This is a genomic window from Dactylosporangium sp. NPDC049742 (assembly GCF_040674675.1).
Lineage (GTDB): Bacteria > Actinomycetota > Actinomycetes > Mycobacteriales > Micromonosporaceae > Dactylosporangium > Dactylosporangium maewongense.
The window spans coordinates 1-25,694 of the sequence record NZ_JBFANF010000108.1 but is presented as its reverse complement, the minus strand read 5'-3'; the positions used below and the strand labels follow the sequence as shown (position 1 = coordinate 25,694).

General features: G+C 74.4%; 34 protein-coding genes and 1 pseudogene. 21 read left to right on the top strand and 14 right to left on the bottom strand.

Annotated features, from left to right (window positions below):
- Positions 1 to 522: hypothetical protein (locus tag AB0J72_RS56375; protein WP_363416700.1), on the bottom strand; the 522-nt coding region annotated here is incomplete at its 3' end.
- A 77-nt stretch (positions 523 to 599) separates the two neighbouring features.
- Positions 600 to 2,180, bottom strand: a complete 1,581-nt coding sequence (locus tag AB0J72_RS56370) for a methyl-accepting chemotaxis protein (protein WP_363416697.1) — start codon at positions 2,178 to 2,180, stop codon at positions 600 to 602.
- Positions 2,181 to 2,289: 109 nt separating this feature from the next.
- On the opposite strand from AB0J72_RS56370, the gene AB0J72_RS56365 reads away from it, so the two are divergent.
- The 3 genes from AB0J72_RS56365 to AB0J72_RS56355 are packed head-to-tail and all read left to right on the top strand — an operon-like array spanning position 2,290 to position 3,712.
- Entirely contained in the window at positions 2,290 to 2,685 is a 396-nt protein-coding gene (locus tag AB0J72_RS56365; protein WP_363416694.1) for an SMI1/KNR4 family protein, read from the top strand.
- Positions 2,682 to 3,380 carry a hypothetical protein gene (locus AB0J72_RS56360; RefSeq protein ID WP_363416691.1) on the top strand — a complete coding sequence of 233 codons (699 nt, stop codon included), beginning with the start codon at positions 2,682 to 2,684 and terminating at the stop codon, positions 3,378 to 3,380. The genes AB0J72_RS56365 and AB0J72_RS56360 overlap by 4 nt, the downstream gene beginning before the upstream one ends.
- 35 nt (positions 3,381 to 3,415) lie before the next feature.
- On the top strand, positions 3,416 to 3,712 hold the full coding sequence (locus tag AB0J72_RS56355; protein WP_363416688.1) for a DUF1330 domain-containing protein: 297 nt from the start codon (positions 3,416 to 3,418) through the stop codon (positions 3,710 to 3,712).
- A gap of 12 nt (positions 3,713 to 3,724) precedes the next feature.
- Here the strand turns inward: AB0J72_RS56355 and AB0J72_RS56350 are convergent, their stop codons facing one another.
- Entirely contained in the window at positions 3,725 to 3,976 is a 252-nt protein-coding gene (locus tag AB0J72_RS56350) for a diguanylate cyclase (protein ID WP_363416686.1), read from the bottom strand.
- A 141-nt stretch (positions 3,977 to 4,117) separates the two neighbouring features.
- On the opposite strand from AB0J72_RS56350, the gene AB0J72_RS56345 reads away from it, so the two are divergent.
- Both AB0J72_RS56345 and AB0J72_RS56340 read left to right on the top strand, forming a co-directional pair.
- Positions 4,118 to 4,633, top strand: a complete 516-nt coding sequence (locus AB0J72_RS56345; RefSeq protein WP_363416683.1) for a hypothetical protein — start codon at positions 4,118 to 4,120, stop codon at positions 4,631 to 4,633.
- A 43-nt stretch (positions 4,634 to 4,676) separates the two neighbouring features.
- A complete protein-coding gene (locus AB0J72_RS56340; protein ID WP_363416681.1) occupies positions 4,677 to 6,263 on the top strand; it encodes a methyl-accepting chemotaxis protein in 1,587 nt (528 codons plus the stop codon).
- On the opposite strand, the gene AB0J72_RS56335 is transcribed toward AB0J72_RS56340, so the two are convergent.
- Positions 6,257 to 6,751, bottom strand: coding sequence for an SRPBCC family protein (locus AB0J72_RS56335; protein WP_363416678.1), 495 nt, complete (start codon positions 6,749 to 6,751; stop codon positions 6,257 to 6,259). The two genes, AB0J72_RS56340 and AB0J72_RS56335, sit on opposite strands and share 7 nt — an antisense overlap.
- 84 nt (positions 6,752 to 6,835) lie before the next feature.
- On the opposite strand from AB0J72_RS56335, the gene AB0J72_RS56330 reads away from it, so the two are divergent.
- On the top strand, positions 6,836 to 6,964 hold the full coding sequence (locus AB0J72_RS56330) for a hypothetical protein (RefSeq protein WP_344499434.1): 129 nt from the start codon (positions 6,836 to 6,838) through the stop codon (positions 6,962 to 6,964).
- On the opposite strand, the gene AB0J72_RS56325 is transcribed toward AB0J72_RS56330, so the two are convergent.
- Complete coding sequence (locus AB0J72_RS56325) at positions 6,951 to 7,598, bottom strand: lysophospholipid acyltransferase family protein (protein ID WP_363416675.1); 648 nt, start codon at positions 7,596 to 7,598, stop codon at positions 6,951 to 6,953. The genes AB0J72_RS56330 and AB0J72_RS56325 overlap by 14 nt on opposite strands.
- 44 nt (positions 7,599 to 7,642) lie before the next feature.
- Here AB0J72_RS56325 and AB0J72_RS56320 point away from each other — a divergent pair, with 44 nt between their 5' ends.
- Positions 7,643 to 8,230 carry a TetR/AcrR family transcriptional regulator gene (locus AB0J72_RS56320; protein WP_363416672.1) on the top strand — a complete coding sequence of 196 codons (588 nt, stop codon included), beginning with the start codon at positions 7,643 to 7,645 and terminating at the stop codon, positions 8,228 to 8,230.
- Between the two features lie 4 nt (positions 8,231 to 8,234).
- Here the strand turns inward: AB0J72_RS56320 and AB0J72_RS56315 are convergent, their stop codons facing one another.
- Positions 8,235 to 8,963, bottom strand: coding sequence for a methyltransferase domain-containing protein (locus AB0J72_RS56315; RefSeq protein ID WP_363416669.1), 729 nt, complete (start codon positions 8,961 to 8,963; stop codon positions 8,235 to 8,237).
- A 102-nt stretch (positions 8,964 to 9,065) separates the two neighbouring features.
- Between AB0J72_RS56315 and AB0J72_RS56310 the strand changes: the two genes are divergently transcribed.
- Positions 9,066 to 9,725 (top strand): HAD family hydrolase, encoded by a 660-nt coding sequence (locus AB0J72_RS56310; RefSeq protein WP_363416666.1) that lies wholly within the window; start codon positions 9,066 to 9,068, stop codon positions 9,723 to 9,725.
- A 14-nt stretch (positions 9,726 to 9,739) separates the two neighbouring features.
- Here the strand turns inward: AB0J72_RS56310 and AB0J72_RS56305 are convergent, their stop codons facing one another.
- Positions 9,740 to 10,048 carry an MTH1187 family thiamine-binding protein gene (locus AB0J72_RS56305; RefSeq protein ID WP_344499424.1) on the bottom strand — a complete coding sequence of 103 codons (309 nt, stop codon included), beginning with the start codon at positions 10,046 to 10,048 and terminating at the stop codon, positions 9,740 to 9,742.
- A gap of 23 nt (positions 10,049 to 10,071) precedes the next feature.
- Entirely contained in the window at positions 10,072 to 11,370 is a 1,299-nt protein-coding gene (locus AB0J72_RS56300) for a M20/M25/M40 family metallo-hydrolase (protein ID WP_363416705.1), read from the bottom strand.
- A 187-nt stretch (positions 11,371 to 11,557) separates the two neighbouring features.
- On the opposite strand from AB0J72_RS56300, the gene AB0J72_RS56295 reads away from it, so the two are divergent.
- The 4 genes from AB0J72_RS56295 to AB0J72_RS56280 all read left to right on the top strand — a co-directional run bounded on the left by AB0J72_RS56295 (position 11,558) and on the right by AB0J72_RS56280 (position 14,544).
- Positions 11,558 to 13,063, top strand: coding sequence for a S8 family serine peptidase (locus AB0J72_RS56295; RefSeq protein ID WP_363416663.1), 1,506 nt, complete (start codon positions 11,558 to 11,560; stop codon positions 13,061 to 13,063).
- Positions 13,064 to 13,161: 98 nt separating this feature from the next.
- Positions 13,162 to 13,470, top strand: coding sequence for a hypothetical protein (locus AB0J72_RS56290; protein WP_363416660.1), 309 nt, complete (start codon positions 13,162 to 13,164; stop codon positions 13,468 to 13,470).
- 55 nt (positions 13,471 to 13,525) lie between these two features.
- Positions 13,526 to 14,113 carry a sigma-70 family RNA polymerase sigma factor gene (locus AB0J72_RS56285; protein WP_363416657.1) on the top strand — a complete coding sequence of 196 codons (588 nt, stop codon included), beginning with the start codon at positions 13,526 to 13,528 and terminating at the stop codon, positions 14,111 to 14,113.
- Positions 14,110 to 14,544 carry a hypothetical protein gene (locus tag AB0J72_RS56280; RefSeq protein ID WP_363416654.1) on the top strand — a complete coding sequence of 145 codons (435 nt, stop codon included), beginning with the start codon at positions 14,110 to 14,112 and terminating at the stop codon, positions 14,542 to 14,544. The genes AB0J72_RS56285 and AB0J72_RS56280 overlap by 4 nt, the downstream gene beginning before the upstream one ends.
- A gap of 9 nt (positions 14,545 to 14,553) precedes the next feature.
- Here the strand turns inward: AB0J72_RS56280 and AB0J72_RS56275 are convergent, their stop codons facing one another.
- From AB0J72_RS56275 to AB0J72_RS56265, 3 genes are read right to left on the bottom strand one after another with little or no spacing between them, the layout of a single operon-like run.
- Positions 14,554 to 14,706, bottom strand: coding sequence for a hypothetical protein (locus AB0J72_RS56275; RefSeq protein ID WP_363416651.1), 153 nt, complete (start codon positions 14,704 to 14,706; stop codon positions 14,554 to 14,556).
- A gap of 35 nt (positions 14,707 to 14,741) precedes the next feature.
- Positions 14,742 to 15,485 carry a hypothetical protein gene (locus tag AB0J72_RS56270; RefSeq protein ID WP_363416649.1) on the bottom strand — a complete coding sequence of 248 codons (744 nt, stop codon included), beginning with the start codon at positions 15,483 to 15,485 and terminating at the stop codon, positions 14,742 to 14,744.
- A 29-nt stretch (positions 15,486 to 15,514) separates the two neighbouring features.
- Complete coding sequence (locus AB0J72_RS56265; protein ID WP_363416646.1) at positions 15,515 to 16,111, bottom strand: DUF402 domain-containing protein; 597 nt, start codon at positions 16,109 to 16,111, stop codon at positions 15,515 to 15,517.
- Between the two features lie 23 nt (positions 16,112 to 16,134).
- On the opposite strand from AB0J72_RS56265, the gene AB0J72_RS56260 reads away from it, so the two are divergent.
- Both AB0J72_RS56260 and AB0J72_RS56255 read left to right on the top strand, forming a co-directional pair.
- Positions 16,135 to 16,887 carry an SDR family NAD(P)-dependent oxidoreductase gene (locus tag AB0J72_RS56260; protein WP_363416643.1) on the top strand — a complete coding sequence of 251 codons (753 nt, stop codon included), beginning with the start codon at positions 16,135 to 16,137 and terminating at the stop codon, positions 16,885 to 16,887.
- Positions 16,884 to 17,084, top strand: coding sequence for a helix-hairpin-helix domain-containing protein (locus tag AB0J72_RS56255; protein WP_344499404.1), 201 nt, complete (start codon positions 16,884 to 16,886; stop codon positions 17,082 to 17,084). The genes AB0J72_RS56260 and AB0J72_RS56255 overlap by 4 nt, the downstream gene beginning before the upstream one ends.
- Positions 17,085 to 17,090: 6 nt before the next feature.
- Here AB0J72_RS56255 and AB0J72_RS56250 read toward each other — a convergent pair whose 3' ends face one another.
- Positions 17,091 to 17,888 carry a DUF6745 domain-containing protein gene (locus AB0J72_RS56250; protein WP_363416640.1) on the bottom strand — a complete coding sequence of 266 codons (798 nt, stop codon included), beginning with the start codon at positions 17,886 to 17,888 and terminating at the stop codon, positions 17,091 to 17,093.
- Between the two features lie 84 nt (positions 17,889 to 17,972).
- Positions 17,973 to 18,362: a GNAT family N-acetyltransferase gene (locus AB0J72_RS56245; protein WP_363416637.1), complete on the bottom strand. Its 390-nt coding sequence runs from the start codon at positions 18,360 to 18,362 to the stop codon at positions 17,973 to 17,975.
- Between the two features lie 29 nt (positions 18,363 to 18,391).
- On the opposite strand from AB0J72_RS56245, the gene AB0J72_RS56240 reads away from it, so the two are divergent.
- Complete coding sequence (locus tag AB0J72_RS56240; RefSeq protein ID WP_363416634.1) at positions 18,392 to 18,985, top strand: ABATE domain-containing protein; 594 nt, start codon at positions 18,392 to 18,394, stop codon at positions 18,983 to 18,985.
- Between the two features lie 28 nt (positions 18,986 to 19,013).
- On the opposite strand, the gene AB0J72_RS56235 is transcribed toward AB0J72_RS56240, so the two are convergent.
- Positions 19,014 to 20,123, bottom strand: coding sequence for a serine hydrolase domain-containing protein (locus AB0J72_RS56235; protein WP_363416632.1), 1,110 nt, complete (start codon positions 20,121 to 20,123; stop codon positions 19,014 to 19,016).
- A 23-nt stretch (positions 20,124 to 20,146) separates the two neighbouring features.
- Here AB0J72_RS56235 and AB0J72_RS56230 point away from each other — a divergent pair, with 23 nt between their 5' ends.
- The 6 genes and pseudogenes from AB0J72_RS56230 to AB0J72_RS56205 all read left to right on the top strand — a co-directional run.
- Positions 20,147 to 21,406 (top strand): hypothetical protein, encoded by a 1,260-nt coding sequence (locus AB0J72_RS56230; RefSeq protein WP_363416629.1) that lies wholly within the window; start codon positions 20,147 to 20,149, stop codon positions 21,404 to 21,406.
- Positions 21,407 to 21,477: 71 nt separating this feature from the next.
- Positions 21,478 to 22,386: an MBL fold metallo-hydrolase gene (locus AB0J72_RS56225; protein WP_363416626.1), complete on the top strand. Its 909-nt coding sequence runs from the start codon at positions 21,478 to 21,480 to the stop codon at positions 22,384 to 22,386.
- A gap of 26 nt (positions 22,387 to 22,412) precedes the next feature.
- Complete coding sequence (locus AB0J72_RS56220) at positions 22,413 to 23,009, top strand: DedA family protein (protein WP_363416623.1); 597 nt, start codon at positions 22,413 to 22,415, stop codon at positions 23,007 to 23,009.
- A 78-nt stretch (positions 23,010 to 23,087) separates the two neighbouring features.
- Positions 23,088 to 23,513 (top strand): thioredoxin, encoded by a 426-nt coding sequence (gene trxA / locus AB0J72_RS56215; protein ID WP_363416620.1) that lies wholly within the window; start codon positions 23,088 to 23,090, stop codon positions 23,511 to 23,513.
- A gap of 1,283 nt (positions 23,514 to 24,796) precedes the next feature.
- A pseudogene (locus tag AB0J72_RS56210) lies at positions 24,797 to 25,162 on the top strand (Hsp70 family protein); the annotation flags it as partial.
- Between the two features lie 43 nt (positions 25,163 to 25,205).
- A partial coding sequence (locus AB0J72_RS56205) for an Hsp70 family protein (RefSeq protein WP_363416703.1) occupies positions 25,206 to 25,694 on the top strand: 489 nt, incomplete at its 3' end.

The window sequence follows — 25,694 nt, the reverse complement described above, 5'->3', positions numbered from 1 at the left end:
GTCCTGCAGCGGGTCCACGGGCCGCCGGCCGCCCGGCAGCGCCGACAGCGGGCGGCGGGCCGGCGGCGGCAGGGACGCGGTGACCGGGATCCGGCCCAGCGGCCCGCCGACGAGCGCGGCCAGCTCGGGCAGCGGCCCGGTCTGCCGGACCGCGCCCGGCTTCGGGCCCGGGTTGTCGAACCCGAACGACCCCACGGCCAGGACCGGACCGGGCCACGGCGATGGCCCGGTCCGGAGCTTCAGCAGCGCCAGTACGTCACTGACGGACAGCACGGGCTCGTCCGGCAGCGACAGCTCGGGCCGCCGGACCACCAGCGCCGTCACGACGGGGCGCGTGGCCGGTCCGTCCTCCGGCTCCACCCGCCACCCGGAGCCGAGGTCGGCGAGGCGCGCGTTGCACCAGGCGACCGTCTCGGCGACGTCCGCGCCGGACGCGACGAGCAGCGGCGGGTCGCTGTGTTGCGGCTCGGGCAGCCCCGCCAGCCGGTACCAGTGCCCGGCGCCTTCAAGGTTGAACGGCATCGCGACCTCCGTGACTCGTCCTTCCGACGACAAGAGACCGCAGGGTGCCGCTCAGATACATGCGACCCCCGTCCGGGCTACAACCGGAACTGGCCGACCAGCTGGCGCAGGTCCTGGGACATCTGGGCCAGGCCGGCGGCGGCGCTCTGGGCCTCGGCGACGCCGCGGGTGGTGGTGGCCGCGGCGGTGGCGACGCCGGAGATGCTGCCGGCGATCCTGTCCGCGCCGGTGGCCGCCTCCGCGACCGAGCGGCTCATCTCCGCGGTCGTCGCCGACTGCTCCTCGACGGCGGAGGCGATCGTCGCCTGGTACTGGTTGATCTCCTCGACGACGTCGCCCATCCTGCGGATCGCGTCGGCCGCGGCGGCGGTGTCGGCCTGGATCGCGGTGACGCGCTGGTGGATGTCCCCGGTCGCCTTCGCGGTCTCCTGCGCGAGCTCCTTGACCTCGTTGGCGACGACGGCGAAGCCCTTGCCCGACTCGCCGGCCCGGGCGGCCTCGATGGTCGCGTTGAGCGCGAGCAGGTTCGTCTGCTCGGCGATCGACGTGATCAGCTTCAGCACCGAGCCGATCTCGTCGGACGAGGCGGCGAGCTGGTCGACCTTGTCGTTCGCGGCGGCGGCCTCGCGGACCGCGCCGCTGGCGACCCCGGCGGCGTTCGCGGCGTTGCGGGCGATCTCCTGGATCGAGACGCCCATCTCCTCCGCGCCGGCGGCGATCGCGTTGACGTGCCGCGACACCTCGCCTGAGGCGTCCGACGCGCCGTGCATCTCGCGGCTGGACGTCTCGGCCGCGCCCGAGATGCCGTCGCTGACCTGCGACAGGCTCTGCGACGCCGCGGCGAGCGTGTCGGAGCTGGTGCTGACCTCCCGGATCGACCGGCTGATGCTGTCCAGCGCGGCGTCCAGGTGCGCGGCCATCTGCCCGATCTCGTCCCGGCCCTTGATCTGGGCCCGGTGGGTGAGGTCGCCCTTGGCGAGCGCTTCGAGCACCGCCCTGACCCGGCGGACCGGCCCGCCGATGGCCCGGATGACCGGCACCGACAGCAGCAGCAGGAACACCACCCCGATCAGGATCACGCCGATCGTCGCCCACCGGGCCGTGGTCTGCGCCGCGACCATCGTGGCGCGCTCCTCCTTCACGTGCGCGTCGATGCTGTCCTGCAGCGCGCCGAGCTTGTCGTCGACCGCGTGGTTGCGCTCGGCGATCTCCGGCTCCCGCGCCTGCACCGACGCCTGGTCCTTCTGGGCGTCCCGGACGAACGTGTTGATGAAGTCGTTGAACTGGATGGCGTCGGCCTTGATGTCCTCGACGGCCGCCCGTACATCGGCCGGCAACGACAACGCGTCCAGCTCGGCGATGGTGTCGGTGACCGTGGCCAGGTCGCCGGGCAGGTCCTCGATGATCGGTGCGATGTCCTTCTCCGCGAGCGCCCGGTACGCGTCGACCTTGAGCTCCGCCTCGCGCGTGTCCAGGTGGTGCATGAGCCCGCTGGCCTCCTGCAGGTCCCGCACGATCTCGGCCTGCTCGGCGAGCGTCACCTGCGCGGCGATCCCGACGCCGCCGGTCGTCGCCGAGATGACGACGCCGGCCACGCACAGCACCCCGATCTTCTGCACGATGCCGAGGTCGGCGAACATGCCCATCTGGTCCCCCATCACACCGTCGCCACGGGCGCACCACCCGATCCAACCGATACATCGGCGTTGCGGGCCGGTTGCTGAGTAAGATTCGCCCGGTCGCGCGACGGCCGTGGATCGGGGGGCGATGGTGGACGACGAGATCGTGGCGGCCTGGGGGCGGATCGAGGCGGCGCTGGGGCGGGTGATGCCGGCGGCGCTGGAGCTGCTGCCCGGACCGGCGGACGGCGCCGCGGTCGAGGCCGTCGAGGCGGCGTTGCAGAAAGCGCTGCCGGAGGACTTCAAGGCGAGCCTGCTCGTCCACAATGGAACGACCTGGGGGATGCCCAGCCCGATGCCGCTGTACCAGCTGTACGGCACGGACGACCTCGCCGGGCAGACCCGCGAGTGGTGGGACTGCGCGGACCCCGACCCGGAGCTCGACCAGCCCGGCGCCTGGGCGCACCACATCGACGAGGGCTCGCTGCACCTGCGCGGGGCGGTGCGGCCGGTCGTCGGCGGGGAGCGGGAGCCGTACGCGTGACCGAGAGCGGCGAGACCTTCTGCGTCGACGCGTCGGGCCAGGTGCACGGGGTGTTCCCGCCGGGCGCGCACGTGTTCCCCGTCGACGCGGCCGAGGTCGTGGCGCTCGACGCCGCCGTGCGGGAGGCGTTGGCGCAGCGATGGGCCGTCACCGGCGGGTCGGTCGAGCCCGGCCCGTCCCGGACGGAGGCCCTGGAGCGGTACCTCAACGAGCGGTTGCCGGGCCTCGTGGCGGCGCTGACGGAGCAAGGGTCCGTCGTGGACGCGACGCTCGCGCGGGCGGTGGCGCGGGTGGAGGCGTTCGAGCAGCTCGGGGCGCCCGAACAGGTCGTCGCGGCGGCGCGCGCGTTCGCGCTGGAGGTCGCCGCTGGAGGCTGGCGCCCGGTCGTCGACCTGGACCTGCTGCTGCCCGACCCGGCCGGGGTGGCCGCCGCCATGGACGACGACGCGACCCTGGCGGTCGCCGACCTGTCGCCGATCGTCCTGCTGGCGGCGCTGTGCGCGGTCGGCCCGGCCCACGCGGTACCGGCGGAGGATCCGGCGCTGCGATGGCATCGGCTCGGCGGCGAGGCCCCCGACATCGCCCACGAAAGGGCCGTGGGACTGGCGGTGTACGACGAGCGCGTCGAGCGGCTCGACTACGCGCTGACCCCCGGCGGCGGGGCGCTGCTGGCGGTCACGTTGCCGACAGAGTGAGCGCGGCGGCGGGCCCGGGCCGGTGAGATGATCACGTGACAGTCTTCGCCATCGCCCAGATCTCCGTCCACGACCGGCCGCGGTACGAGCGGTACGTCGCCCAGTTCATGCCCGTCCTCAAGCAGTACGGCGGCCGGCTCCTCGCCGCCGACGAGCGGGCCACCGTGGTCGAGGGCGCGTGGCCGCACGACAAGCTGATCCTGATGGCGTTCGAGGACCGGGCCGCGTTCGAGCGGTGGGCGGGCTCGCCGGAGTACCAGGAGATCTCCAAGGACCGGGTCGCCGCCACCGAGGGCGTGGTGCTCCTGGTCAACGGCGTGCCGGGCGCCTGAGCGCGGGACCGGTCAGCCGGCCAGGACCCACTGCCCCCGGCCGAGGTGCTTCGCCTCGTACATCGCGGTGTCCGCGGCCCGCAGCAGGGCCGACGGCCCGCCGGAGGACGAGTCGGCGATGCCGATGCTGGTGCCGACGGAGTACCAGCGGCCCTCGTGCTCGACCGGCAGGCACACGTCGCGGAGGAGGCGCCGCGCCAGTCGTACGGCATCCTCCGCGGCGGCACTGCGCTGCCGAACCGGACGAGGATGAGCGCGCTGCACACGACGGTCGCGAGGAACAGCGCCACGCGCTCGGCCGCCTGGTAGTTCTCGTGCGCGAACGCGATCGCCGGCGCGGTCAGCAGGCCCGCGCCGAGGAACCACAGCCGGGTCGGGTGCAGGGTCCTGGTCGCGCGGGCGGGCGTGACCAGCTCGCCGGCCCGGGGGTGCAGCGCGGCGCTGACCAGCAGCGTGTTGCTGAGCAGGATGGCGCCGGTCGGCACCGCGATCGCGACCCGCGCGGAGGGGATGAACCCGATGCCGAGGTCGGACACGACCCGCAGCACCGCCGAGGCCAGCCGCAGCCTGGTCGCGGTGCCGCGGACGCCGGGCGAGAAGACGAGCAGCAGCACCCCGCCGACGATGACGACGTCGCCGAGCGGCCCCATCACCGTCAGGTACGCGTACAGCGCCGCCGCGACGGCGTCGGCCAGGAACGGCGACACGTACACGACCCAGATCGCGATGGCGACGGCCGTGGTCAGCGCGGCCATGTCGAACACGACGGCCCGAGCCGCCGCTCCGCGCGCCGCCGCGCCATGCCGGCCACGTGCGACCATCGGCCGGCCGGGTCCGGGCCGTGAACGGTGCACCCCGACCGCACCTGTCGCGAAACGCCCGCCCTACGAAAACGCCCGCGGCGCGGCGGCGCGAATCTGAGGAAGTCTCATTCGCGGCGGGTGTCTCGTCCTAACGTGGAAGCGTGGCTCTGCGTAATCTGAGTGTGAACGTCAGGATTGTCGCGGCTGTGCTGGTCGCGGTGCTGGTGGCGCTGGTCAACGGGGTGCTGGCGGTGTCGGCCCTCGGCGGCGCGAGCGATGCCGCGCAGCAGATCTACCGGAAGAACGTGGCGCATACGAGCGCGGTCGGCAAGATCCGGCTGGCGGCGGCGCAGACCCGGGTCGACCTGGCCAACCATGCGATCTCGTACGGGGACCTGACCAACCAGAAGCAGTACGAGCAGGACTTCACCGATGACGTCGACAAGTTCGCCGCGGCGCTGACGGAGTACCGGGGCAGCGGGCCGGCGGGTAACGCGGCGACCATCGACGAGCTGACGGCGAACTGGGACAAGTTCGTCCAGATCGGCCGGGCAGTACAGCTGCCGAACGGTGTCAAGGGCGACATGGCGGCCTGGCTGGACGTGCGGAACACGCAGGTGGCGCCGGTGTTCACGACCATCAACAAGGACCTGGACGCGCTGGAGACCGCGGAGGCGAGCGCGGCGGCGACCTCCGCGAAGGCGGCCCGCGACTCCTACGAGTCGAACCGGACGATGGCGATCGTGCTGCTCAGCATCGGGATGATCGGCGCGCTCGCGCTGGGCCTGGTCGTGGCGCGCGGGATCGTACGGTCGCTGCAGCGGGTGCAGGCGGTCTGTGAGGGGCTCGCCGAGGGGGACCTGACCCGCACGACGGGGCTGACGTCGCGGGACGAGCCGGGGCTGATGGGCCGGGCGCTGGACACGGCGACGGCGCGGCTGCGGCAGATGGTGTCGACGATCGACGGGTCCGCGGGCCGGCTCGCCGGGGCGTCGGAGCGGATGTCGGGCGTGGCGACGAGGATCGCCTCGTCGGCGGCGCAGACCTCGGCGCAGGCGCAGACGGTCGCCGCGGCCGCGGAGGAGGTGTCGCGCAGCGTCGACACCGTGTCGGCGGGCAGCGAGGAGATGGGCGCATCGATCCGCGAGATCGCGCAGAACGCCAGCGAGGCCGCCCGCGTCGCCAACGAGGCCGTCCAGATCACCGAGCAGACGTCCGCGACGATGAGCCGGCTCGGCGACTCGTCCGCGGAGATCGGCAACGTCATCAAGGTCATCACGTCGATCGCCGAGCAGACGAACCTCCTGGCCCTGAACGCGACGATCGAGGCGGCCCGCGCGGGCGAGGCCGGCAAGGGCTTCGCGGTCGTCGCCTCGGAGGTCAAGGACCTGGCGCAGGAGACGGCCCGGGCCACGGAGGACATCTCGCGGCGCGTGCAGGCGATCCAGGACGACACCAGCGGGGCGGTCGCCGCGATCGAGCAGGTGTCGGCGGTCATCGCGCGGATCAGCGACTTCCAGACCACGATCGCGTCCGCCGTGGAGGAGCAGACCGCGACCACGTCGGAGATGAGCCGCAGCGTGACGGAGGCGGCCGCCGGCACCGGCGAGATCGCCCAGAACATCACGGGCGTCGCCGAGGCGGCCCGGCTGACCAGCACAGGCGTGACCGAGTCGGAGCAGGCGACCGTCGACCTGGCCCGTATGTCCGGCGAGCTGACCGACCTGGTCCACACGTTCCGCTATTGACGCCCGTCACCGGTCCGGGCGGGCGCGCGCTCGACCTCGCGGGCCATGGCGCGCAGCGCCCGGCGGAACCCGATCCTGCCGACCGCGTTCACGATGAACGGGAACCGCCTGGTCAGCGTGTGCGGCACCACCGTCACGTCCTCGTGCCAGACGACCAGGCTGCGGCCGCCGGGCAGCGGGATCACGTCGAAGGCCGCCGTGCCGTGGATCACCCGGCCGGACTTGTCGACGTCGCACCGGCCGGGCTCGTCGCCGGGCTCGTCACCGGCCGGCGGGCGCCACACCGCCACGGTCATCGGGTCGTCGAACCCGACCCGGCCGATGCCGGAGCGCGCGACGAACGTGGCGCCGATCCCGTCGGGGCGCGGCGTCACGACCCGCACCGACGTCAGCGGCGCCCAGTCGCCGTGCCTGGGCCAGTCGACGAGCGCCGCCCACACCAGCCCGGCCGGCGCGGCGACGTCGAGGGTGACGCTGAAACGTGCCATGTCCCCATTGTCCGTCGCCGGATGCACCCGCCGGCGTTCGCGGTGGCTACCGTCCGGCAATCCGCGCCGCCCACACTCGGACGCATGGTGGTGATCAGCAGCTGGAGCGTGCAGGACCCCCCGCAGTCCCGTGCCGAGGTGGCGCGGGAGCTGGTCGCGGTGTGGTTCGTGCACGCGCGCCGCTCGCTCCGCCTGATCCTCAAGGGCTGCTGAGGCTCTCTTTCGCCGCCGAGGGCGTGCCCGTGCCGCCGGGGTGGGCGTTGTACCGGTCGGCGCGGTCCTGGCCGGACAGGGCGCCGATCGCGGCCATGATCTCGTCGGTGGCGGCCCGACGGGCGCGGGGGTCGCCGGGCAGCCCCGTGCAGTGCAGCGGCTCGCCGAAGCGCACGGTGATCCGCGTCCGGCGGGGCAGCGCACCGGTGCCCGCCAGGGCGACCGGGACGACGGGCGCACCCGTGGTGAGGGCCAGCCACGCGACGCCGGTGCGGCCACGGTACAGGCGGCCGTCCCGCGACCTGGTGCCCTCCGGGTAGATGCCGAAGGCGCCGCCGCCCGCGAGGACCTCCACGGCCGCGTCGAGCGCGCCCTGCGCGGCCCGGCCGTCGCCGCGGCGGACCGGGACCGCCCCGGTGGCGCGGAACCACCAGCGGCGCAGCCGGCCGCGCTCGAAGTACTCGGCCTTCGCGAGGAACACGACGCGGCGCGGGACGACCAGCGGGATGACGACGCTGTCGTAGAACGACAGGTGGTTGGCCGCGACGATGACCGCCCCACGCCCCGGCACGTGGTGGAGCCCTTCGACGCGTGGGCGGTACATGAGCGAGAACAGCAGCCGGAGGAGTCGCATCGGCAGAGAATAGCGTCCGAACGGTCGGACGCTATAGTGGTGTGATGAGTCCCCGTCGAACCCTCGCCGAGGCCCGCCTGACGCGGGCCGGCATCATCCGGCACGGCGTCGACGTCGCCTCCGTCGAGGGCCTCGAAGGGCTCACGATCGGCCGGCTCGCCGCGGACCTCGGCATGAGCAAGTCCGGCGTGCTCGGCCACTTCGGCGACAAGGAGTCCCTGCAGCTCGCCGTCGTCGAGCTGGCCGCCGACGAGTTCTGGCGCGACGTGTGGGAGCCCGTGGCCGCGACCCCGGCCGGGCTGCTGCGGCTGCGCGCCGTCGCGGGGTCCTGGCTGCGGTACCTGACCGGCGACCGGCCGCCGGGCGGCTGCTTCTTCATGGCCGTCGGCCCGGAGTTCGACGACCGGCCGGGCCCGGTCCGCGACGCGGTCGCCGGCGCCGCCGACCGCTGGCAGCGCGAGCTGCTGCACCAGGCGCGGCAGGCGGACGGCGAGGTGGCGCGGGATCCCGAGCAGGTGGTCTTCGAGCTGACCGGCATCATGCTGGCGCTGCACGCCGCGCACCGGCTGCGCCGCGACCCGTCCGCCCCGGCCCGCGCGGCGCGTGCGGTGGCGCGGCTGCTGGACCTCTAGCGGTCTAGGCCAGCACGAGCAGGTCGAGCGCGTCGACGACCGGGCCGGGCTCGGTCTCCGCGAACCGCCGCAGGCGGACCAGGCCCGCCGCGTAGGCCTCGTCGCTGATCAGCTTCAGCGGGGTGTGCGCGTCGCGGCGCAGCGCCTGCGCCGCCTCCCGCCACGACGGCGCCGTGGTCTGCGGGACCCGTTCGAGGGCGACGGTGCGGAAGCCGTCCCGGAACGCCGCCTCGACGTCCGCCACGCTCGGGTACGTGTCCAGCACCTCGGCGGCCTCCGGGAAGCACCGCACCAACGCGAGCCCGTCGTGCCGGCCGGCGAAGACCGACCGGATCAGCAGCGGCGCGCCCGGGCGCAGGACCCGCCGCAGCTCCCCCGCCGCGGCCCCCAGGTCCGGCACGTGATGGATCACCGTCGACATCCAGACCGCGTCGACGCTCCCGTCCCCGATCGGCAGCTGGGCGGCGTGCCCGTCGACCACCGGCAGGTGCAGCGACCGGGCCCGCATCGCCGCCGACGGGTCCACCGCCAGGACCTCGACGCCGGGGAACCACTGCGTGAACGCCCGCGCCCAGCTGCCCGTGCCGGAGCCCAGGTCCAGCAGCCGCTGCCCGGGCCGCGGCGAGACGTGCCGCCCGACCGCCTCCCGCCACGCGTCCAGGCTCGCCTCGCTCAGGTGCCGGTTGGCCTCGAACGCCGCCGCTTCCCTGTCGTCGTACGCGATCCGCCCCATCCGCCGAGCCAACCGCCCACCGGCCCGGGATTCAAGGGAACGTGCATCGATTCACAGCACTGCCACGATGCCGCGGTCGCCGTTGCTGTTAGCGTGCCTGGCATGCTGCCCCGGTTCCTGGTGTTCGACCTCTTCCACACGCTGGTCGACGGCGCCGACGGCGAGCGCGACCGGGTCGTCGGCGAGATGGCCGAGATGGTGGGGGTCGACCCGTCGGCGCTGCGGCAGGCGTACCGCGACACCTGGGACGAGCGACTCACCCGCTGGAGCGTCGAGGAGACGATCCGCATCCTGGCGGGCCGGCTCGGCGTCACCCCCGCCGAGGACGCCGTCGCCCGTGCCGCCGCGCACCGCCGGGCCCTCGCGCGGCGGGTCCTGGACGCCGCCGGCCCGGCGACCCTCGAGGCCCTGGACGCGCTGCGGGCCGGCGGAGCCCGCCTGGCGCTGGTGAGCAACGCCACCTCGGAGGCCGCCGAGGCGTGGCCGGCGTGCGTGCTCGCGCCCCGCTTCGACGTCGCCGTCTTCTCCAGCGTCCTCGGCGTCGGCAAGCCCGACCCGCGCATCTACCTGGCCGCCGCCGACGCGCTCGGCGCCGATCCGGCCGACTGCGTGTACGTCGGCGACGGCGCGGACGGTGAGCTGGCCGGCGCCACCGCGGTCGGCATGCGCGTGGTGCGCACCGTCGAGCACAAGGACACCGACCCCACCTGGCCCGGCCCGGTCATCAGGACCCTCCGCGACCTCGCGGACTGCCCCGTGTAGCGGGGCCGGCCGCCCTACTCGAGGCCGGCGAGGTGGTGCTCGACGCTGGCGACCTTCTTGTCGAGGGCGCCGGTCACGCCCTCGCGCCAGTCGACCTTGATGACGGTGGAGGTGCGGGGGGACTTGGCGTGGACCGCCTCGACCGCGGCCTTGACGACGGCCATCACCTCGTCCCAGGTCTCGCCCTCGACGGCGGTGAACATGGCGTCGGTCCGGTTGGGCAGGCCCGATGCCCGCACGACCCGGACGGCCTCCGCGACGAGGGCACCGACCTCCTCACCCGAGCCGAGCGGGGTGACACTGAACGCGACGAGCACCGACATGCGGCCACCCTACCCAGCCGCGGTCAACACATTCGCAGGAAGCGGTCCAGGACGCGGGTGCCGAAGAGGAGGCCGTCGACCGGGACCCGCTCGTCGATGCCGTGGAAGAGGGCGGTGAAGTCGAGGTCCGGCGGCAGGCGGAGCGGGGCGAAGCCGAGGTTGCGGATGCCGAGGCGCTGGAAGGACTTCGCGTCGGTGCCGGCCGACAGCATGTACGGCAGCAGGCGCGCGTCCGGGTCCTCGGCGACCAGCGCGGCGGTCATCGCGTCGACCAGGGTGCCGTCGAACGTGGTCGACACGGGCGGCATGCTCTTCCACTCGCGGCTGACACCGGGGCCGACGACGGCGTCGACCTCGCTCAGGAACGCCTCCTCGCGGCCCGGCAGCATCCGGCAGTCGAAGATGGCGGACGCGGTCGACGGGACCACGTTGTCCTTGTAGCCGGCGGTGAACATGGTGACGTTCGCGGTGTCCCGCAGCGACGCGCCGATCATGCGCGCGACGGACCCGAGCCGGCCGAGCACCGCCGCCGGGTCATCCTCGGCGAAGGGGACGCCGGTCAGCTCGCTCACCCCGGCGAGGAAGTCGCGCACCGGCGGGGTCAGCACCAGCGGGAACTCGTGCGCGTCGAGCCGGGCGACCGCGGCGGCGAGCCGGGAGACGGCGTTGTCGGTGTGCAGCAGCGAGCCGTGCCCTGGGGTGCCGCGGGTGGACAGCCTGAGCCAGCCGACGCCCTTCTCCGCGGTCTCGACGAGGTACGCGCGGACCCCGTCGGCCACGGTGAGGGAGAAGCCGCCGACCTCGCTGACCGCCTCGGTCACCCCGTCGAACAGGTCGGGGCGGTGGGTGACGAGCCAGCCGGCGCCGTGCACCCCGCCGGCCTCCTCGTCGGCGAGGTACGCGAAGACGATGTCCCGCGGCGGGACGACCCCGTCGCGGCGGAACCGGCGGGCGACGGCGAGGCTCATCGCCGCCAGGTGCTTCATGTCGACGGCGCCGCGGCCCCACACGTACCCGCCGGACACCTCGCCGGAGAACGGGTGCACCGACCACTCGGAGGCGTCCGCCGGCACGACGTCGAGGTGGCTGTGCACCATGAGCACGCCGCGGGACGGGTCGCTGCCGGGCAGGCGGGCGAAGACGTTGCCGCGGCCCGGCGCGCCCGACTCGACGTACGTCGTCTCGTAGCCCACATCCTCGAGCCGCTCCGCCACGTACTCCGCGGCGAGCCGCTCACCGCCGGTGCCGTCCGGCGACCCGGTGTTGGTGGTGTCGAACCGGATCAGCTCACTCGCCAGGGCAACAACCTCGTCCACCCGCAGGACGGTAGCGCTTCGGCAGCCCGGCGGGCGACCTGAGGGTTTCCCGCGAACACGACCCGCCGGTCGGACACGGGTCGGGCAGACCGTGTCGGGTGAGCGGGCGGAACGCGCCTCCCGCCGGTGACAGGACCGCTCCGGGGCGGTGATCGTGGACGCGACCGCCGAAGCGATTGGAGCGCGCACCTTGGTGACTCGCAGACGAACCATGCTGGCCCTGACGGCCGGCGCGCTGGCCCTGCCGGTCGCGCTGACGGCCGGCGCCGCCTCGCCCGCCGCCGCGACCGGGGGCTGGTCCAGCTCCTGGGCCTCGACGACCGACACCAGCGCCCCGGCGACCACCCTCGCCCAGGTGCGCACCATCATCGGCGCCGACACCGGCGCGGCCGCGGCGCTGACCGGCAAGGGCGTCGGCGTCGCGCTCATCGACACCGGCGTCGCGCCCGTGCCGGGCCTGCCGGCGGCGCAGGTCGTCAACGGCCCCGACCTGTCGTTCGAGTCGCAGGCGGCGAACCTGCGCTACCTCGACACCTACGGGCACGGCACCCACATGGCCGGCATCATCGTCGGCGACGACACCGCGTCGGGGACGAAGGGCCTCGCGCCGCAGGCGAAGCTCACCTCGATCAAGATCGGCACCGCCCGGGGCGCGGTCGACGTGACCCAGATGATCGCCGCCGTCGACTGGGTCGTGAAGCACCGCAACGACGACCCGGCCAACCCGATCCGCGTCATCAACCTGTCCTACGGCTCCGGCGGCAACCCGCCGAACTGGACCGACCCCCTGCAGTTCGCGGTGGAGAAGGCGTGGCAGGCGGGCATCGTGGTCGTCGCCGCCGCCGGCAACAACGGCAACGGCACCACCAAGCTCACCAACCCCGCCATGGACGAGTGGGTCCTCGCCGTCGGGGCGACCACGACGAACGGTACCGACGCGACCAAGGACGACACGCTCGCCACGTTCACGAACCTGTCCACCGGCGGCAACCAGGTCGACCTGCTGGCGCCGGGCACCTCGATCGCGTCGCTGCGCGACCCCGGCTCCAACATCGACAACACCTACCCGTCCGCGCGCGTCGGCACCACCCTGTTCAAGGGCAGCGGCACCTCGCAGGCGACCGCGGTCGTCTCCGCGGCGGCGGCCCTCGTGCTGCAGTCCAAGCCGTCCGCCACCCCCGACCAGGTGAAGGAGTGGCTGATCAAGGGCGGCACCTTCCTGCCGACCGGCAAGGCCGGCACCATGGGCCTGCTGGAGCTCAACGTCAACGGCGCGCTCGCCCGCACCGGCAGCGCCGTCGCGAAGCCGACGTGGAACACGTCCAGCGGCAACGGCACGTTCGAGCTGTCCCGCGGCACCAGCCACGTCGTCCTCGACAACGCCCCGCTGTCCGGCGAACGCTCCGTCTGGGGCGCCCTGGCCGCACCCCAGTGGGCCGCGAAGGCCGCCACCCAGTCCTCCTGGTCCGGCGGCACGTGGATGGGCTTCAAGATCGCCGGCGACGGCTGGACCGGCACGTCGTGGGCGTCGAAGACGTGGGCCCCGGCGACCTGGTCCGTGACCCCGTGGGCGACCGGCGCGACGTGGACCGATCCCGCGTGGACCGGCCGCACGTGGTCGGGCCGCACCTGGTCCGCGGGCACCTGGTCGGGCCGCACCTGGTCCAGCGACGACTGGTCGGCGACCAGCTGGTCCTGACTCGAGTGTGATCCAGGTCACCGTCGCGGAGCCAACCTCCAGTGGCGTGGTGCGTCTATCGCTGCGAAAGCCGTACCTCGTCCACTGGAGTTTTCGCGATGCGCCTGAAGGTTCGTTCCGCTGTCTACGTCGTGTGCGCGGCCGCCGTCGCCACGATCGGCGCCGTGTCCGCTGTCGCGTTCGCCGACGACGGCCCGCCGCCGGTGACACCGTCGCCCGTCCCGTCCTCCGCGGCGGCGTCCTCGGCGGCGTCCTCGGTCCTGCCGTCGCCCGTGCCACAGTCGTCGTCGGTCGTGGCGTCGCCCGTGCCGTCGCCGGTGCCGCGGTCGTCGGTCGAGGCGTCGCCCGTGCCGTCGCCGGTGCCGCGGTCGTCGTCGGTGGCGCCGTCGCCGGTGCCGCTCCGGTGACCCCGGCCCGCCCCCGCGGTATCGTCGCGTGCCCGTCCCCTGACCTGCGAGCACCATGACGCTCACGTTCCGCCTGCCCTGGCCGCTGCTGCGCGTGCTGCGCTCGATGCTGTCCGGCGCGGCCACCTCCCGGGGCACCCCGCACCGGGAGGGCCCGCCGGCGATCAACGAGCTGTACCACGCGCGGCGGCTCAGCCTGGTGCGCCTGGCCGTCCTCATGGTCGACGACCTGCCCACCGCCGAGGACGTCGTGCAGGACGTGTTCGCCGCGCTGTACCAGCGGCACGGCGCAGACCTGCGCGCGATCGCCGACCCGCACGCGTACCTCACCGCGGGGGTGATGAACGCGTCACGGTCGGTCCTGCGCCGGCGCCGCAGCGCCCGCGCCTACGTGCCACCGCCGGCGTCCCCCGCGCCGGCCGCCGAGGACGAGGCCCTGCTGCCGGAGGAGGACCAGGAGGTACTCACCGCCCTGGCCCGACTGACCGTCCGGCAGCGCCAGGTGGTGGTCCTGCGGTACTGGTCGGAGCTGTCCGAGCGGGAGATCGCCGAGACGCTGCACATCTCCCGCGGCACCGTGAAGTCGACCGCCAACCGCGCCTTGACGATCCTGCGCGACGCCCTGTCGGAGGCACGACCATGAACACCGACCTCGAACAGCGCCTGCGCTCCGCACTCGCCGCCCAGGCGACCCGGGTCACCCCGGACCGGCTGCGACCGGCACTCCCCCCGACCGCGCTACCGGCGCGCAGCCCGGCGCCCATGCTCCTGCGACGAGCCGCCTGGGCCGCCGCGACGCTGCTCCTGGTAGCCGTCGCGGTCATCACGCTGCGGCCGACCGGCCCGGCACCGCAGCACCCGACCGTGGTGCCGCCATCGCCGTCCAGCTCGTCCAACCCGCCATCGCCCGTGCCGTCGCCGGCACCGTCGACGTCGACCCCGCCGTCACCGTCGCCTTCACGATCGCTCTCGCTGTCGCATTCACCGATCCCCGCCTCGCGCTCCGGGGACGACGTCGCACCCTCCCAGGGTCACGTGATCGCGTCGCCGGGCACCCGCTCGTCAGCGCCGTAGCGGGCCGGATCAGTCGCGGTGGATGGTGGTGTACTGGCTGAGCACGGTCGCTCCCGCGCACACCCAGAACACCACCTCCCACCGCTGGAACAGCGCCACCATCGCCGCCACGAACAGCAGCGCCGGCGCCAGTTTTCCCGCGCGACCACCCCACCGATCCATCCCGTCGAATCCTACCGGCACGATAGGCATTGCGTCTACGACTGCGCTGTTCCGCTGGTGTACTCGCGGACGCGCTCCTCGCAGTCGTCGACGGCCTCGGCGAGGAACCCCGCCGCGCCGGCACCGGCGGCGCCGAGGAGCCCTGCCAGGTAGTCGCCGCGCGCGTACGAGTGGGTGGTCTCCTCCCACAGGAACCGCAGCGTCGGCACGGCCTCCGCGGCCCCGAGCCGCCCGAGCCCGCGCGCGGGCGTCTCGGCACCGCACCACTCCCGTTGCTCGGCCATCGCGGTCAGGTCCGCAAGGAGCGCGGGGACGTCCTGCGCGGTGCCGTGCTCGGCGAGCACCCTCACGCCCTGCCAGGCGAGGTCCGGATCGTCGCCCACCGCCCAGCCGCGCGCCCGGTCGAGCGCCCCGGCACCGAGCCGCTCCAGCACCGCCCACAGCCCCGGCACGCCGCCGGCCACGTTGCGTATCGCCGGGTTCTCGGCCAGATCGAGCAGCACGGGATCGCCACGCCGGCCGAGCTCCCGCATCGCCTGCGTGCGGGCGGCCGGGTCGTCCGCCTCGACCAGCGCCATCAGCCGCGCCTCCGGCACTCCCTCCAGTGGCCGCCAGGCGCCGCCGCCGCCCGAACGTGGACGCTCGGCGTCGAGCAGGGCCCGGATCCGGGGTTCGCCCGCGGCCCACGCCGACCATGGCCCCGTGTCGTCGTAGACACGGAACCGCAGCTCCTCGTCGTCCATGCGGGCGAGCACGGCCGGCGCGAGACCCTCGCACATCGCGCTGGAAGCGTCATGAACCTGCCGACCTACGCCACACCTTCCGCGGGTAGCTTCGGCAGCGGCCAGTCACCCGGGGTGAAGTCACACCAGGTGCCGTCGAACGGGAAGCGCCCCGCCTCGACCGCCGCGGCGACCCGCTCGCCCTCGGCGCGGATCGCCGCGGCCTGCTCGGCGCTCCAGAAGCCGGGCCGGCCGATGCAGTCGGTGAACTCGTCCTCGTCCTTCCACCGCCAGCGCCGGTCCGGGGCGACGTCGATGTCGAGGTGGTGGTCGACGACGTCGATCCCGCCGTCGCGGCGGACCGCCGGGGACTCCAGGTTGACGTACCAGCCGGCGAACTCACCGCCGGCGAAGAACCACCACACCGAGTGCGCGGCGCCGGGAGGGTGCAGCAACAGGACGTCGTAGCCGCGCCACGTCCGGGTCGCGAGCGGCGCCGTGCCGTAGGCCTCCACGGTCGGAGCGGCCCGCAGCGGTCGCCCGTCCGCGTCGACCCGGCACGCGAACTCGGCGCCCTCGGGCAGCCACAGCAGCAGGCCACGGTCGTCGTCGGCGACGAGCCTGGTCGCCTTCGCCCACACCAGGTGAGGTCCGCGGAAGTACCGCCGGACGAAGTCAGCCACCGGCCGATCCTAGAATGCCTGGTATGGCACGGGTACTGGTGACAGGGTCGACGGACGGGATCGGGCTGGAGACCGCGGAGCAGCTGCTGCGGCTCGGGCATGACGTGGTGCTGCACGCGCGCAGCGCGGAGCGGGCCGCGGCGGCCGGGCTGCCGGGCGTGCCGGTGGTCGTCGGGGACCTCGCGTCGCTGGCGGAGACGAAGGCGCTCGGGCGGGACGCCGGGCAGTTCGACGTGGTCGTGCACAACGCGGGCATCGGCGGGCAGGACGAGCGGCGCACCACCGGCGACGGGCTGGAGCGGACGTTCCAGGTGAACGTGCTCGCGCCGTACGTGCTGACCGCGCTCATGCCCAAACCGGCGCGGCTGGTCTACCTCACCTCGGGCCTGGAGTCGATCGGGGTCGCCGACCTCGACGACCTGCAGTACGAGCGCAAACCCTGGCACGGGATGCAGGCCTACAGCGACTCGAAGCTGCACGACGTGGCGCTCGCGTTCGCCGTCGCGCGACTGTGGCCGCAGGTGCGCAGCAACGCCGTCGACCCGGGCTGGATCCGCACGAAGCTCGGCGGCCCCAGCGCCACCGACGGCCTGCCGGAGGGCGCCGAGACCCAGGTCTGGCTGGCGACCTCCGACGACCCGGCGGCGACGGTCACCGCCCGCTACTTCAAGCGCCGCACCGACCTGAAGGCCAACCCGGCCGCGTACGACCGCTCCGTCCAGGACGGTCTCCTGGCCGCCTGCGCGTCCCTGTCTGGCATCGAACTCTCTGCATGACCGCGAAACCCGACCTCGACTCACTGCCGAAGATCGGCGCGCCGGCGACCCGGGCGCTGCACGACGCCGGCTACACGTCGCTGCGTGACGTGGCCGGTGTCCCCCGTGTGCGGCTGGCCGGGTTGCACGGCGTCGGACCGAAGGCCCTGCGGCTCCTGCAGGAGGCCCTGCAGGAGCACGGGCTCAGCCTCGGCTGAGCGGCGTCACCAGGTGATGGTGGTGCCGTCGCGGTAGCCGACGCGGCGCGGGGCGACCTGTGACGGGCGCTCGACGAGGACGCAGACGTCGTCGCCGGGCCACCACCAGCCGGCGGCGCGGGCCAGGGCGGCCCACTCGTCGAGCTGCGCGTCGTCGTGCGGGCGGAACCTGGCGAGGCCGAGCTTGCGGATCGTGTCGTAGAAGCCGATCCAGGTCGCGTCCTGCTGGCCGTACCAGCAGACCGGCACCGTCCTGTGTGGACTCAGGGCGGACCGGACCGGCCAGGTGAGGCCGGCGGCGAGGGGCTCGTGCAGCGACCGCTGCAGGACCTCCAGCAGCGGAACCCCGGCCTGCAGGGCCTGTCGCGGCGGGAGGACCGGCCACGGCTTCTTCGCCGCGGCGGCGAGGAGGTCGGTGTGCTCGACGGCGTCGTCGAGCGCGCCGCGCAGGCGGGCCAGGCCGGCGGCGATGTCGCCGGCCACCGGTGGTGTCCCTTGTGGACGCCGGTCGCGGACCCAGGACTGCAGGACCTCGTGCGTCGGCAGGCCGGCGAGCAGGGGCAGCGCCTGCCGTGGCGAGGCGACCCAGCGGAACACCGGCACGCGCCGGTGCTGCCGGCGGTAGAGGCCGGCGATGAGGTGTTCGGTGGTCGCCCGGTCGGCCGGGCCGGTGGACCTGCCCGCTTCGAGCCATTCGTCGCGAATCGGCTCCGCGCGATGCCACAGCTCGAGGACCCGGGTTTCACGGGCGGCGGACTGGCGGATGGTGGGGGCAGCGGCGGCACGCCGCGCCGTGGCGGTCAACGCGCGAGGGCGGACGCGCCCTTCCGGTGAGTGCGGATCATGTCGCCCATTCTGCAGGTGTACGGGCACCGCCCGCAACCCCGTTCACAGCTTGACGAGTCCGGCGCCGGTCGGGGTGAAGCCGCACGAATCCAGGTAGAAGTCGCTCAGGTGGTCCTCGAAGTCGACGTGGAGCCATTCGCAGCCGCCGGCGCGCGCACCTTCGACGGCCGCGTTGACGAGGCCCGTACCGACGCCGCGACGGCGACCGGCGGACGAGACGACGGTGTCGAGCACGAACGCGTGGGACGCGCCGTCCCAGGCCACGTTGACGAACCCGATCAGCCGGCCTTCCTCACGGGCGCAGACCCAGCCGAGGCTGTGCCGGTTGACCCGGGCCCACCACGCGCTGCCGGTCGGCGGATGCCCGAAACCTTCCGCATGCAGCGCCTCGACCTCAGCGTCCGTGAACGCGCCGCGCCATGTGTACGTCACGGGCCGCACTCTACCCATATGCTGCGTCAATGTCGTTCCGCCAGGGCACAGGACGGCTGTGTCTGGACTTCGTCCACACGCTGCACGATCGTGGCAGCGGCACGCCGGTCGAGGACCTTTCCGACGGTCCGGCGCTCGCGGCGTGGGTCCGGCAGTTCGGCCCGGTCGCGCCGCCGGCCGGCAGCAGCGTGCCCGCGGCGATCGTCGCCGGCGCGCGGCGTCTCCGCGAGGCCGTCCACGCGCTGGTCGTGGCCGGCGCGCCCGGGGCACCCGCGCAGGTGCGCGACGCGGTGAACGACGCCGCGGCCCGGTCGGTGCCGGTGCCGTTCCTCGACGCCGGTGGCGCGCCGCGCTGGCAGGCCGCCGACCCGGTCACCGCGACCCTGGCGCTGGTCGCCCGCGACGCGTTGGACCTGGTCACGTCGCCCGCCGCCGCGCGGGTGCGGGCATGCGCCGACCCGTCGTGCGGGGCGCTGTTCCTGGACGCGTCCCACACGGGCACCCGCCGCTGGTGCTCGGCCGACCCATGCGGCAACCGCGCCCGCAAGCGCCTGGCCCGCGGCCCGTCGAACCCGGCACAGGTCAACGGTGCGCCGCTGCACTCGACCGGTCTCGCCACCTGAGCTACGCGAGCTACGCGAGCTACCTGAGCTACGCGACGGCGCGGCGGGTGAACTCCTGCACGGTGCCGTCGAAGAGCACGTCGGACACCTGGGTCAGCAGGACCCGGACGGTGCCGGTGGCCGGGCTGTTGCTCCACGACGTGCCGTAGCCACCGTCCCAGCCGTACGTGCCGTCGGCGTGGACGGCCATGCCGAAGCCCCAGCCGTGCCCGTCCAGCAGCATCCCGCCGCCCTCGATCTGGGCCGGCGTCAGGTGGTTCACCGTCATCGCCCGCAGCGCCGGGCCGCCGCGCAGCAGGTGCCGGCCGAACGTCACCACATCGTCCACAGTGGATGCCAGCCCGGCGGCGCCGTCGGGGAACGCCGGCTCCTGCGTCCAGGCCCCCGCGGTCGCCACGTCCGTCTGCCGGACGCCCTGGAAGTACACCGCCGGCAGCTCGGCGGCCCGCTCCGGCGGCAGCGAGAAGCCGGTGGAGGTCATGCCGAGCGGCTCGAACAGCCGCTCCCGCAGCGCGTCGCCGAGCGGCATCCCGGCCGCCCGCGCGACCAGCACTCCCAGGATGTGGCCGCTGGAGTTGTACGCCCAGCGCTCCCCCGGCTGGAACAGCAGCGGCAGCGAGGCGAACCGGCGCATCCACTCGTCGACGTCGTGCGGGGTCCTCGGGTCGGGCCGGACGATCGCCAGGTCCAGCGCGTCGGCGGCCCGGACGACCGGCACCGGCGGGTTGATCGGCGGGTCGGCGGCCGGGTCGAGCAGCAGCCCGTGCCCCATGCGGTAGGTGAGCACGTCCTCGACGGTGATCGCCCGCCGGGACGGCACCGTGTCGTCGACGTCGCCGTCGGGGCGGCGCAGCACCCGCGGGCCGGCGAGCTCCGGCAGCAGCCGGTCGACGGGCTCGTCGAGGGCGAGCAGCCCGTCCTCGACCAGCGTCATCGCGGCCGCGGCGACCATCGGCTTCGTCACCGACGTCAGCCGGACCGGCGTGTCGCGGCGCATCGGCACCGCGTCGGGCCCGGTCGACGTCGAGCCGAGCACCTCGACCCGGACCGGCCCGTCGGCGCCGGCGACCGCGGCCACCAGGCCGGGCACCGCGCCACGGTCGACCAGTCCCGCCAAGCTCCCGTGCAGCTCGTCCATGACCTCACCTTATGGTGTTCCCCGTGGAGACGTCCCTGACCGCAGCTGTCGACGCGTTGCGCCGGTCCGGCCTGGAGCCGGTGGTCCGCCAGGCGCCGCGCCAGTGGTCGGCGAGTCCGGTGGAGCCGGGCGCCTGGGTACGGATGCCGGGCGAGGAGGCATACGCGGTCGTGACCGTCGCCGACATCCGGCCCGGCGAGCGCGTCGGCGACTGGGAGCAGGTGGACGCCCTGCCGGACCCGGCGGCCGTGCTCGGGTTCACCGCCGCGTTCTACGAGCGCCGCCCGGGCGACGCGCAGCCGCTGGAGCACGGCGACCCGCTCGCGGTGCCGTCCGGCCAGTTCCACTCGGTGTTCCCCGAGGACGTGGTCGTCGCCGTCGAGGAGTGGGCGCAGTGGGAGGCGACCTGGGCCGTCGTCCCCGCCCTCGAGCCCGAGGGCCGCCGCCGGGCCCGGCTGCAGCGGCTGGCGACGTCGAAGCTGACCAGCGGCCGGGTCCCCGTCGACGTGGCGCTCGACCCCGTGCTGCTGTCGGTGCTGTCGGAGCGGCAGCTGGAGGACCTCGACGAGACCGTCGCGGGGCTGTTCCTGCCCGGGATCCGGTGGTGGTTCCCGCGCGACCGGACCGGTGGCCGGCTCGCCGGTCGCGTCCAGGTGCTGCTGCGGGAGATCGTGCCGCCGGCGAAACCGGCGGGCAAGGGCATCTGGCTCGCGGTCGGCGTGGTCCCCGGCGGCGGCCTGCGGGCCGGTCTCACGCGGGTCGCGGGCGCGGCGGCACACCACCGCTGGGACCGGATGCCGCAGTACTGGCAGTCCCCCGCCACCGGCGTCGGCGAGCTGTGGGGCGACGCGGACAATGCCGGCGCGGTCGTCGACGCGCTGCTGGCCGGGCACGCCATGGACGCCCTGGACATGTGCGGCGTCACCACCGACCGGGCCACCGCGCGCGTGCTGCGGGGGCTGCCGGAGAGCTTCCGGCTGCGGGAGTGGACCGACAAGTGGACCACCAACGCGACCGCCCTCATGGCCGGCGCGGCCCCCTGGCGCTGGGCGGGGTCGGTCGTCGACGGGCAGCGCCCGCGGCGCCTGGAGACGCTCGGCGGGTTCGGCGCCAGCCGCCGCCCGGGCCTGTTCCTGGGCTCGGCGGGCGGGGCCGCGCACCTCACGTTCGCGCAGAGCGGCAGCCCGCTCGTGGCGCCGCGGGTGGAGTGGGAGCGCGACCTGGACTTCGACCTGGTCCGGCTCGGCCTCGTCACCCCCGGCCAGATCCCGCTGCGACGCTAGCCCCGTTTCGGGGCTTTCCGGGATATTGCGGGACTTTTCGCTGCGATTCCGGTGGCGGTACGCTGCGGGGCATGACGCTGCACGAGGTCGTGCCCGGGGTGCACGCGTGGGTCCAGCCCGACGGCACGTGGTGGCTCAACAATGCGGGCGTCGTCGCCGGCGGTGACCAGGTCCTGCTGGTCGACACGTGCGCGACCGAGACCCGCACCAGGCGCTTCCTCGCCGCCGTGCACGAAGCGACCGGCGGCGGCACGATCCGCCTCGCCGTCAACACGCACCTGCACGGCGACCACACGTATGGCAACAGCCTCCTGCCCGCCGCCACCGTCATCGTCGGCCACGAGCACATGCGCGAAGGGCTGCGCGTCGACCCGGTCATCGACGGCTGCCCGCCGCTGTGGCAGCCCGTCCCCGACTGGGGCGCCGTCACCCGCAGACTCCCCGACATCACCGTGCAGGACCGGCTCACCGTCCACATCGGACAGCGCCGGGTCGACGTCGTGCACCCCGGCGGGCCCGCGCACACGACCGGCGACCTCGTCGCGTGGCTGCCCGAGGAGCGGGTCCTCTTCGCCGGCGACCTCGTCTTCAACGGGCTCACCCCGCTGGTGTTCATGGGCTCCGTCACCGGCGCGATCGCGGCCCTGGACTGGCTCGCCGCGGTCGGGCCCGACCATCTCGTCCCGGGCCACGGGCCGCTGCTCACCGCCGCCGAGATCGACCCCGTGTTCGACCGGATCCGCCGGTACCTGCGACTCGTCCTCGACACCGCCGACGCGGGCCTGCGGGCCGGGCTGACCCCGCTGGAGGCCGCCCGCGCCTGTGACCTCGGCGAGTTCGCGGGCTGGGCCGACGCGGAGCGGCTCGTGCCCAACCTGCACCGGGCGTACGCGGACAACCTCGGCACCGACGTCGACCCGGTCGCCGCCCTCACCGACGCCGTCGCCTGGCTCGGCGGCCCCATGGCGACCAGCGTCTGAGGCCGTCCGCGGGTAGGCTCGATGCGATGACAGACTGGATCTTCGCCGTCATCGACCAACTGGGGCCTGTCGGGGTCGGGCTGCTCATCGCCCTGGAGACCCTCGTCCCGCCGATCCCGTCGGAGCTGATCCTGCCCCTCGCGGGCTTCCGGGCGCGGGCCGGCGCCATGCACCCGGTGCTCGTCTGGCTGTGCGCGACCGCCGGGGCCGTCGCCGGGTCGCTGCTGCTCTACTGGCTCGGCGCCCGCCTCGGGTATGAGCGGCTGCACCGGCTCGCGGGGCGCCGCTGGTTCCTGCTCGCCGGGCAGCGCGACCTGGAGCGCGGCCGGCGGCTCTTCCAGCGGCACGGCTCCTGGTTCGTGGCCCTGTCGCGGTGCGTGCCGGTGCTGCGCAGCCTCGTGTCGATCCCGGCGGGGATCGAGCGGATGCGGCTGCCGAAGTTCGTGCTGCTGACCACCGCCGGCTCGGGCGTGTGGAACGCCCTGTTCATCGGCGCCGGCTGGATGCTCGCCGAGCGCTGGCAGCAGGTCGACCGCTTCAGCGCCCCGGCCGGCACCGCCGTCGGCGTCCTGCTCGCCGCCGGCGCGGTGACCCTCGCCGTCCGCAAGCTCCGCGCGTCCTGACGCCCTCGTCGTCGCGGGAATTTCGCCGGTACGGGCGGCGCTTGCACCTGATGGGTCCTGAGTGAACGGGAGTGACCAGTGGCGGGCAGCATCGTGGCGTGCACGGCGTGCGGCAAACGGAACCGGGTCCCGGCGGCGGCGTCAGGCAGACCCGCCTGCGGCAGCTGCGGCGCGAAGCTGCCGTGGATCGTCGACGCGGGCGACGACACGTTCGCCGAGGTCGCCGAGCGCTCGTCGACCCCCGTCCTCGTCGACCTGTGGGCCACCTGGTGCGGCCCGTGCCGCGCGGTGAGCCCCGCCCTGGAGCAGGTCGCCACCGAGCTCGCCGGCACCGTCAAGCTCGTCAAGGTCGACATCGACAAGGCCCCCGCCCTGTCCCGCCGCTTCGACGTCCGCGCCGTCCCCACCCTGATGATCGTCAAGGACGGCAAGATCGTCGCCCGCCAGTCCGGCGCCGCCAACGCCACCGTCCTCCGCCGCTGGGTCGAGCAGTCCCTGGCCTGACTGTGCACAACACCGCCAACGCCACCGTCCCACGCCGCCGAGTCGAGCAGCCCTCGACCTGACCGTGCACGACGCCGCCAACACCACCGTCCCACGCCACGGGGTCGAGCAGCCCCTGACCTGACCGCGCACGACGCTGCCAACGCCACCATCCGCGCCGCCGCGTCGAGCAGCCCCTGACCTGACCATGCACAACGCCGCCAACGCCACCATCCCACGTCGTCGGGTCGAGCAGCCCTTGACCTGACCATGCACGACCCCACCGCGCGCGCCCTTCCGGCCGGCGCCCGGCCCATGCGACACGCCCTTCGGCGCTCCTCTGAGGCCGGCCCGCACCCGCCGCGGCCGACCGCACCTTCGCGACGCGCCGGCCGGGGTCGCCGGTCATGACGAAGTCCTCGTTGGTCTGACCGCAATCCCGCGACGCCAGCGCCCACCCGCCGCGACGCGACGGTCCGCACTCCCGTGACGCCGACCCGCGCCGGCCGCGACGCAATGCCTCACTCGCCGCGCCGCGCCGGACCTGCGCGACGCACCCGGCCGCACCACGCGACCCGCCGAACCGCACCCGCCGCGGCGCCAGCCCACACCACGCGGCGGAACACACCCGCCGTGACGCCGCCCGCATTCGCGGCACCGAACCGCACTCACGCGGCACCGCCCGCACCACGCGACCCGCCGGACCGCACCCACCGCAACACCAGCCCTCACCCGCCGTGACGCGCTGAACCGCACTCACGCGACCCCGCCCGCACCACGCGACCCGCCGAACCGCACCCACCGCAACACCAGCCCTCACCCGCCGTGACGCGCTGAACCGCACTCACGCGACCCCGCCCGCACCACACGAGCCGCCGAACCGCACTTCCGTGACGCCGGACCGCACCCACGCAGTGCGGCGGGCGGGCGTGTGGTGGCATCCGGCGGCATGCGTTGGCGGGGTGAACCTGACGGACCCCGTGGGGGCGGCCGACCATCCGGATCCGCGCTCCACCGAACGGATCTGTGGCGGGGCAGGGCACGAACCTAGACTCGCGCCGTGACCGGTCGGCAGTTCTCGGTGTCGACTTCGGCACGTCGAACACCGTCGCAGCGTTGGGCTTGGCGTCCGGGGAGACGCGGCTGGTGCTGTTCGACGGGGCGCTGCTGCCGTCGGCGGTGTTCGCCGACGGGGGCGGAGGGCTGATCGTCGGCCGGGACGCCCAGCAGCGGGCGGCCGGCCCGCTGCGTTCGAGCCGAACCCGAAGCGGCGCATCGTCGAAGGTTCGCTGCTGCTCGGCGACGTGGAGGTGCCGGTCGTCGACGCGATCGCCGCGGTGCTGCGCCGGGTCGGTGCCGAGGCGGGGCCGGCGGTGCGGCGCACGGTGCTGAGCTTCCCCGTGTCGTGGGCTTCCCGCCGGCAGGGTGTGCTCGCCGAGGCGGGGCTGCCCGACGTCGTGCTGGTGCCGGAGCCGGTCGCCGCGGCCGCGTACTTCGCCCACGACGGGGCAGGACTGCGCGAGGGGCAGACCGCGCTCGTGTACGACCTGGGCGCCGGCACGTTCGACGCCACCGTGGTCCGCATGGCCGGCGGGGAGCTGCGGGTGCTCGCCTCGCACGGCCTGGCGGACGCCGGCGGGCTGGACATCGACGCCGCGATCGTCGCGGCCATCCACGCGCAGCTGCACCCGGCCGACCCCTGCCTGGGCCCGGCTGCACCACCCGCGTACCCCTGCCGACCTGCGCGCCCGGCAGCGGCTGTGGGACAACGTGCGAGCGGCGAAGGAGTCGCTGTCGCGGCAGGGGGCGACGTTCGTACACGTGCCGCTGCTGGACGTCGAGGTGCCGCTGGGCCGGGAGCAGCTCGAGGCGCTGGCCATGCCGATCCTCGACCGGACCGTCGGCGTGGCCCTCGGTGTCCTGCGGGAGGCGGGCGCGGTGCCGGACGCCGTCCACCGGGTCGGCGGGTCGAGCCGGGTGCCGCTCGTCGCGACGCTGCTGCACCAGCGGTTCGGGCTGCCGGCCGCGCCGATCGACCAGCCGGACCTGGCGGTCGCGCTGGGCACCCCTGACGGCGCCCGGCGCCGAGCCGGCCACCGTGCCCGCGACGGTGCCCGAGAACGAGCCCGCGGCACCGCCCGAGACCGTGCCCGCCGCACCGCCCGAGACCGTGCCCGCCGCACCGCCCGAGACCGTGCCCGC

Bases quoted from the DNA above. Each gene is read 5' to 3' on its own strand.
- AB0J72_RS56370 (WP_363416697.1), bottom strand. From the start codon at position 2,180: ATGGGGGACCAGATGGGCATGTTCGCCGACCTCGGCATCGTGCAGAAG.
- AB0J72_RS56365 (WP_363416694.1), top strand. From the start codon at position 2,290: ATGGTGGACGACGAGATCGTGGCGGCCTGGGGGCGGATCGAGGCGGCG.
- AB0J72_RS56335 (WP_363416678.1), bottom strand. From the start codon at position 6,751: ATGGCACGTTTCAGCGTCACCCTCGACGTCGCCGCGCCGGCCGGGCTG.
- AB0J72_RS56330 (WP_344499434.1), top strand. From the start codon at position 6,836: ATGGTGGTGATCAGCAGCTGGAGCGTGCAGGACCCCCCGCAGTCCCGT.
- AB0J72_RS56325 (WP_363416675.1), bottom strand. From the start codon at position 7,598: ATGCGACTCCTCCGGCTGCTGTTCTCGCTCATGTACCGCCCACGCGTC.
- AB0J72_RS56320 (WP_363416672.1), top strand. From the start codon at position 7,643: ATGAGTCCCCGTCGAACCCTCGCCGAGGCCCGCCTGACGCGGGCCGGC.
- AB0J72_RS56315 (WP_363416669.1), bottom strand. From the start codon at position 8,963: ATGGGGCGGATCGCGTACGACGACAGGGAAGCGGCGGCGTTCGAGGCC.
- AB0J72_RS56310 (WP_363416666.1), top strand. From the start codon at position 9,066: ATGCTGCCCCGGTTCCTGGTGTTCGACCTCTTCCACACGCTGGTCGAC.
- AB0J72_RS56305 (WP_344499424.1), bottom strand. From the start codon at position 10,048: ATGTCGGTGCTCGTCGCGTTCAGTGTCACCCCGCTCGGCTCGGGTGAG.
- AB0J72_RS56290 (WP_363416660.1), top strand. From the start codon at position 13,162: ATGCGCCTGAAGGTTCGTTCCGCTGTCTACGTCGTGTGCGCGGCCGCC.
- AB0J72_RS56285 (WP_363416657.1), top strand. From the start codon at position 13,526: ATGACGCTCACGTTCCGCCTGCCCTGGCCGCTGCTGCGCGTGCTGCGC.
- AB0J72_RS56280 (WP_363416654.1), top strand. From the start codon at position 14,110: ATGAACACCGACCTCGAACAGCGCCTGCGCTCCGCACTCGCCGCCCAG.
- AB0J72_RS56275 (WP_363416651.1), bottom strand. From the start codon at position 14,706: ATGGATCGGTGGGGTGGTCGCGCGGGAAAACTGGCGCCGGCGCTGCTG.
- AB0J72_RS56270 (WP_363416649.1), bottom strand. From the start codon at position 15,485: ATGTGCGAGGGTCTCGCGCCGGCCGTGCTCGCCCGCATGGACGACGAG.
- AB0J72_RS56260 (WP_363416643.1), top strand. From the start codon at position 16,135: ATGGCACGGGTACTGGTGACAGGGTCGACGGACGGGATCGGGCTGGAG.
- AB0J72_RS56255 (WP_344499404.1), top strand. From the start codon at position 16,884: ATGACCGCGAAACCCGACCTCGACTCACTGCCGAAGATCGGCGCGCCG.
- AB0J72_RS56240 (WP_363416634.1), top strand. From the start codon at position 18,392: ATGTCGTTCCGCCAGGGCACAGGACGGCTGTGTCTGGACTTCGTCCAC.
- AB0J72_RS56235 (WP_363416632.1), bottom strand. From the start codon at position 20,123: ATGGACGAGCTGCACGGGAGCTTGGCGGGACTGGTCGACCGTGGCGCG.
- AB0J72_RS56225 (WP_363416626.1), top strand. From the start codon at position 21,478: ATGACGCTGCACGAGGTCGTGCCCGGGGTGCACGCGTGGGTCCAGCCC.
- AB0J72_RS56220 (WP_363416623.1), top strand. From the start codon at position 22,413: ATGACAGACTGGATCTTCGCCGTCATCGACCAACTGGGGCCTGTCGGG.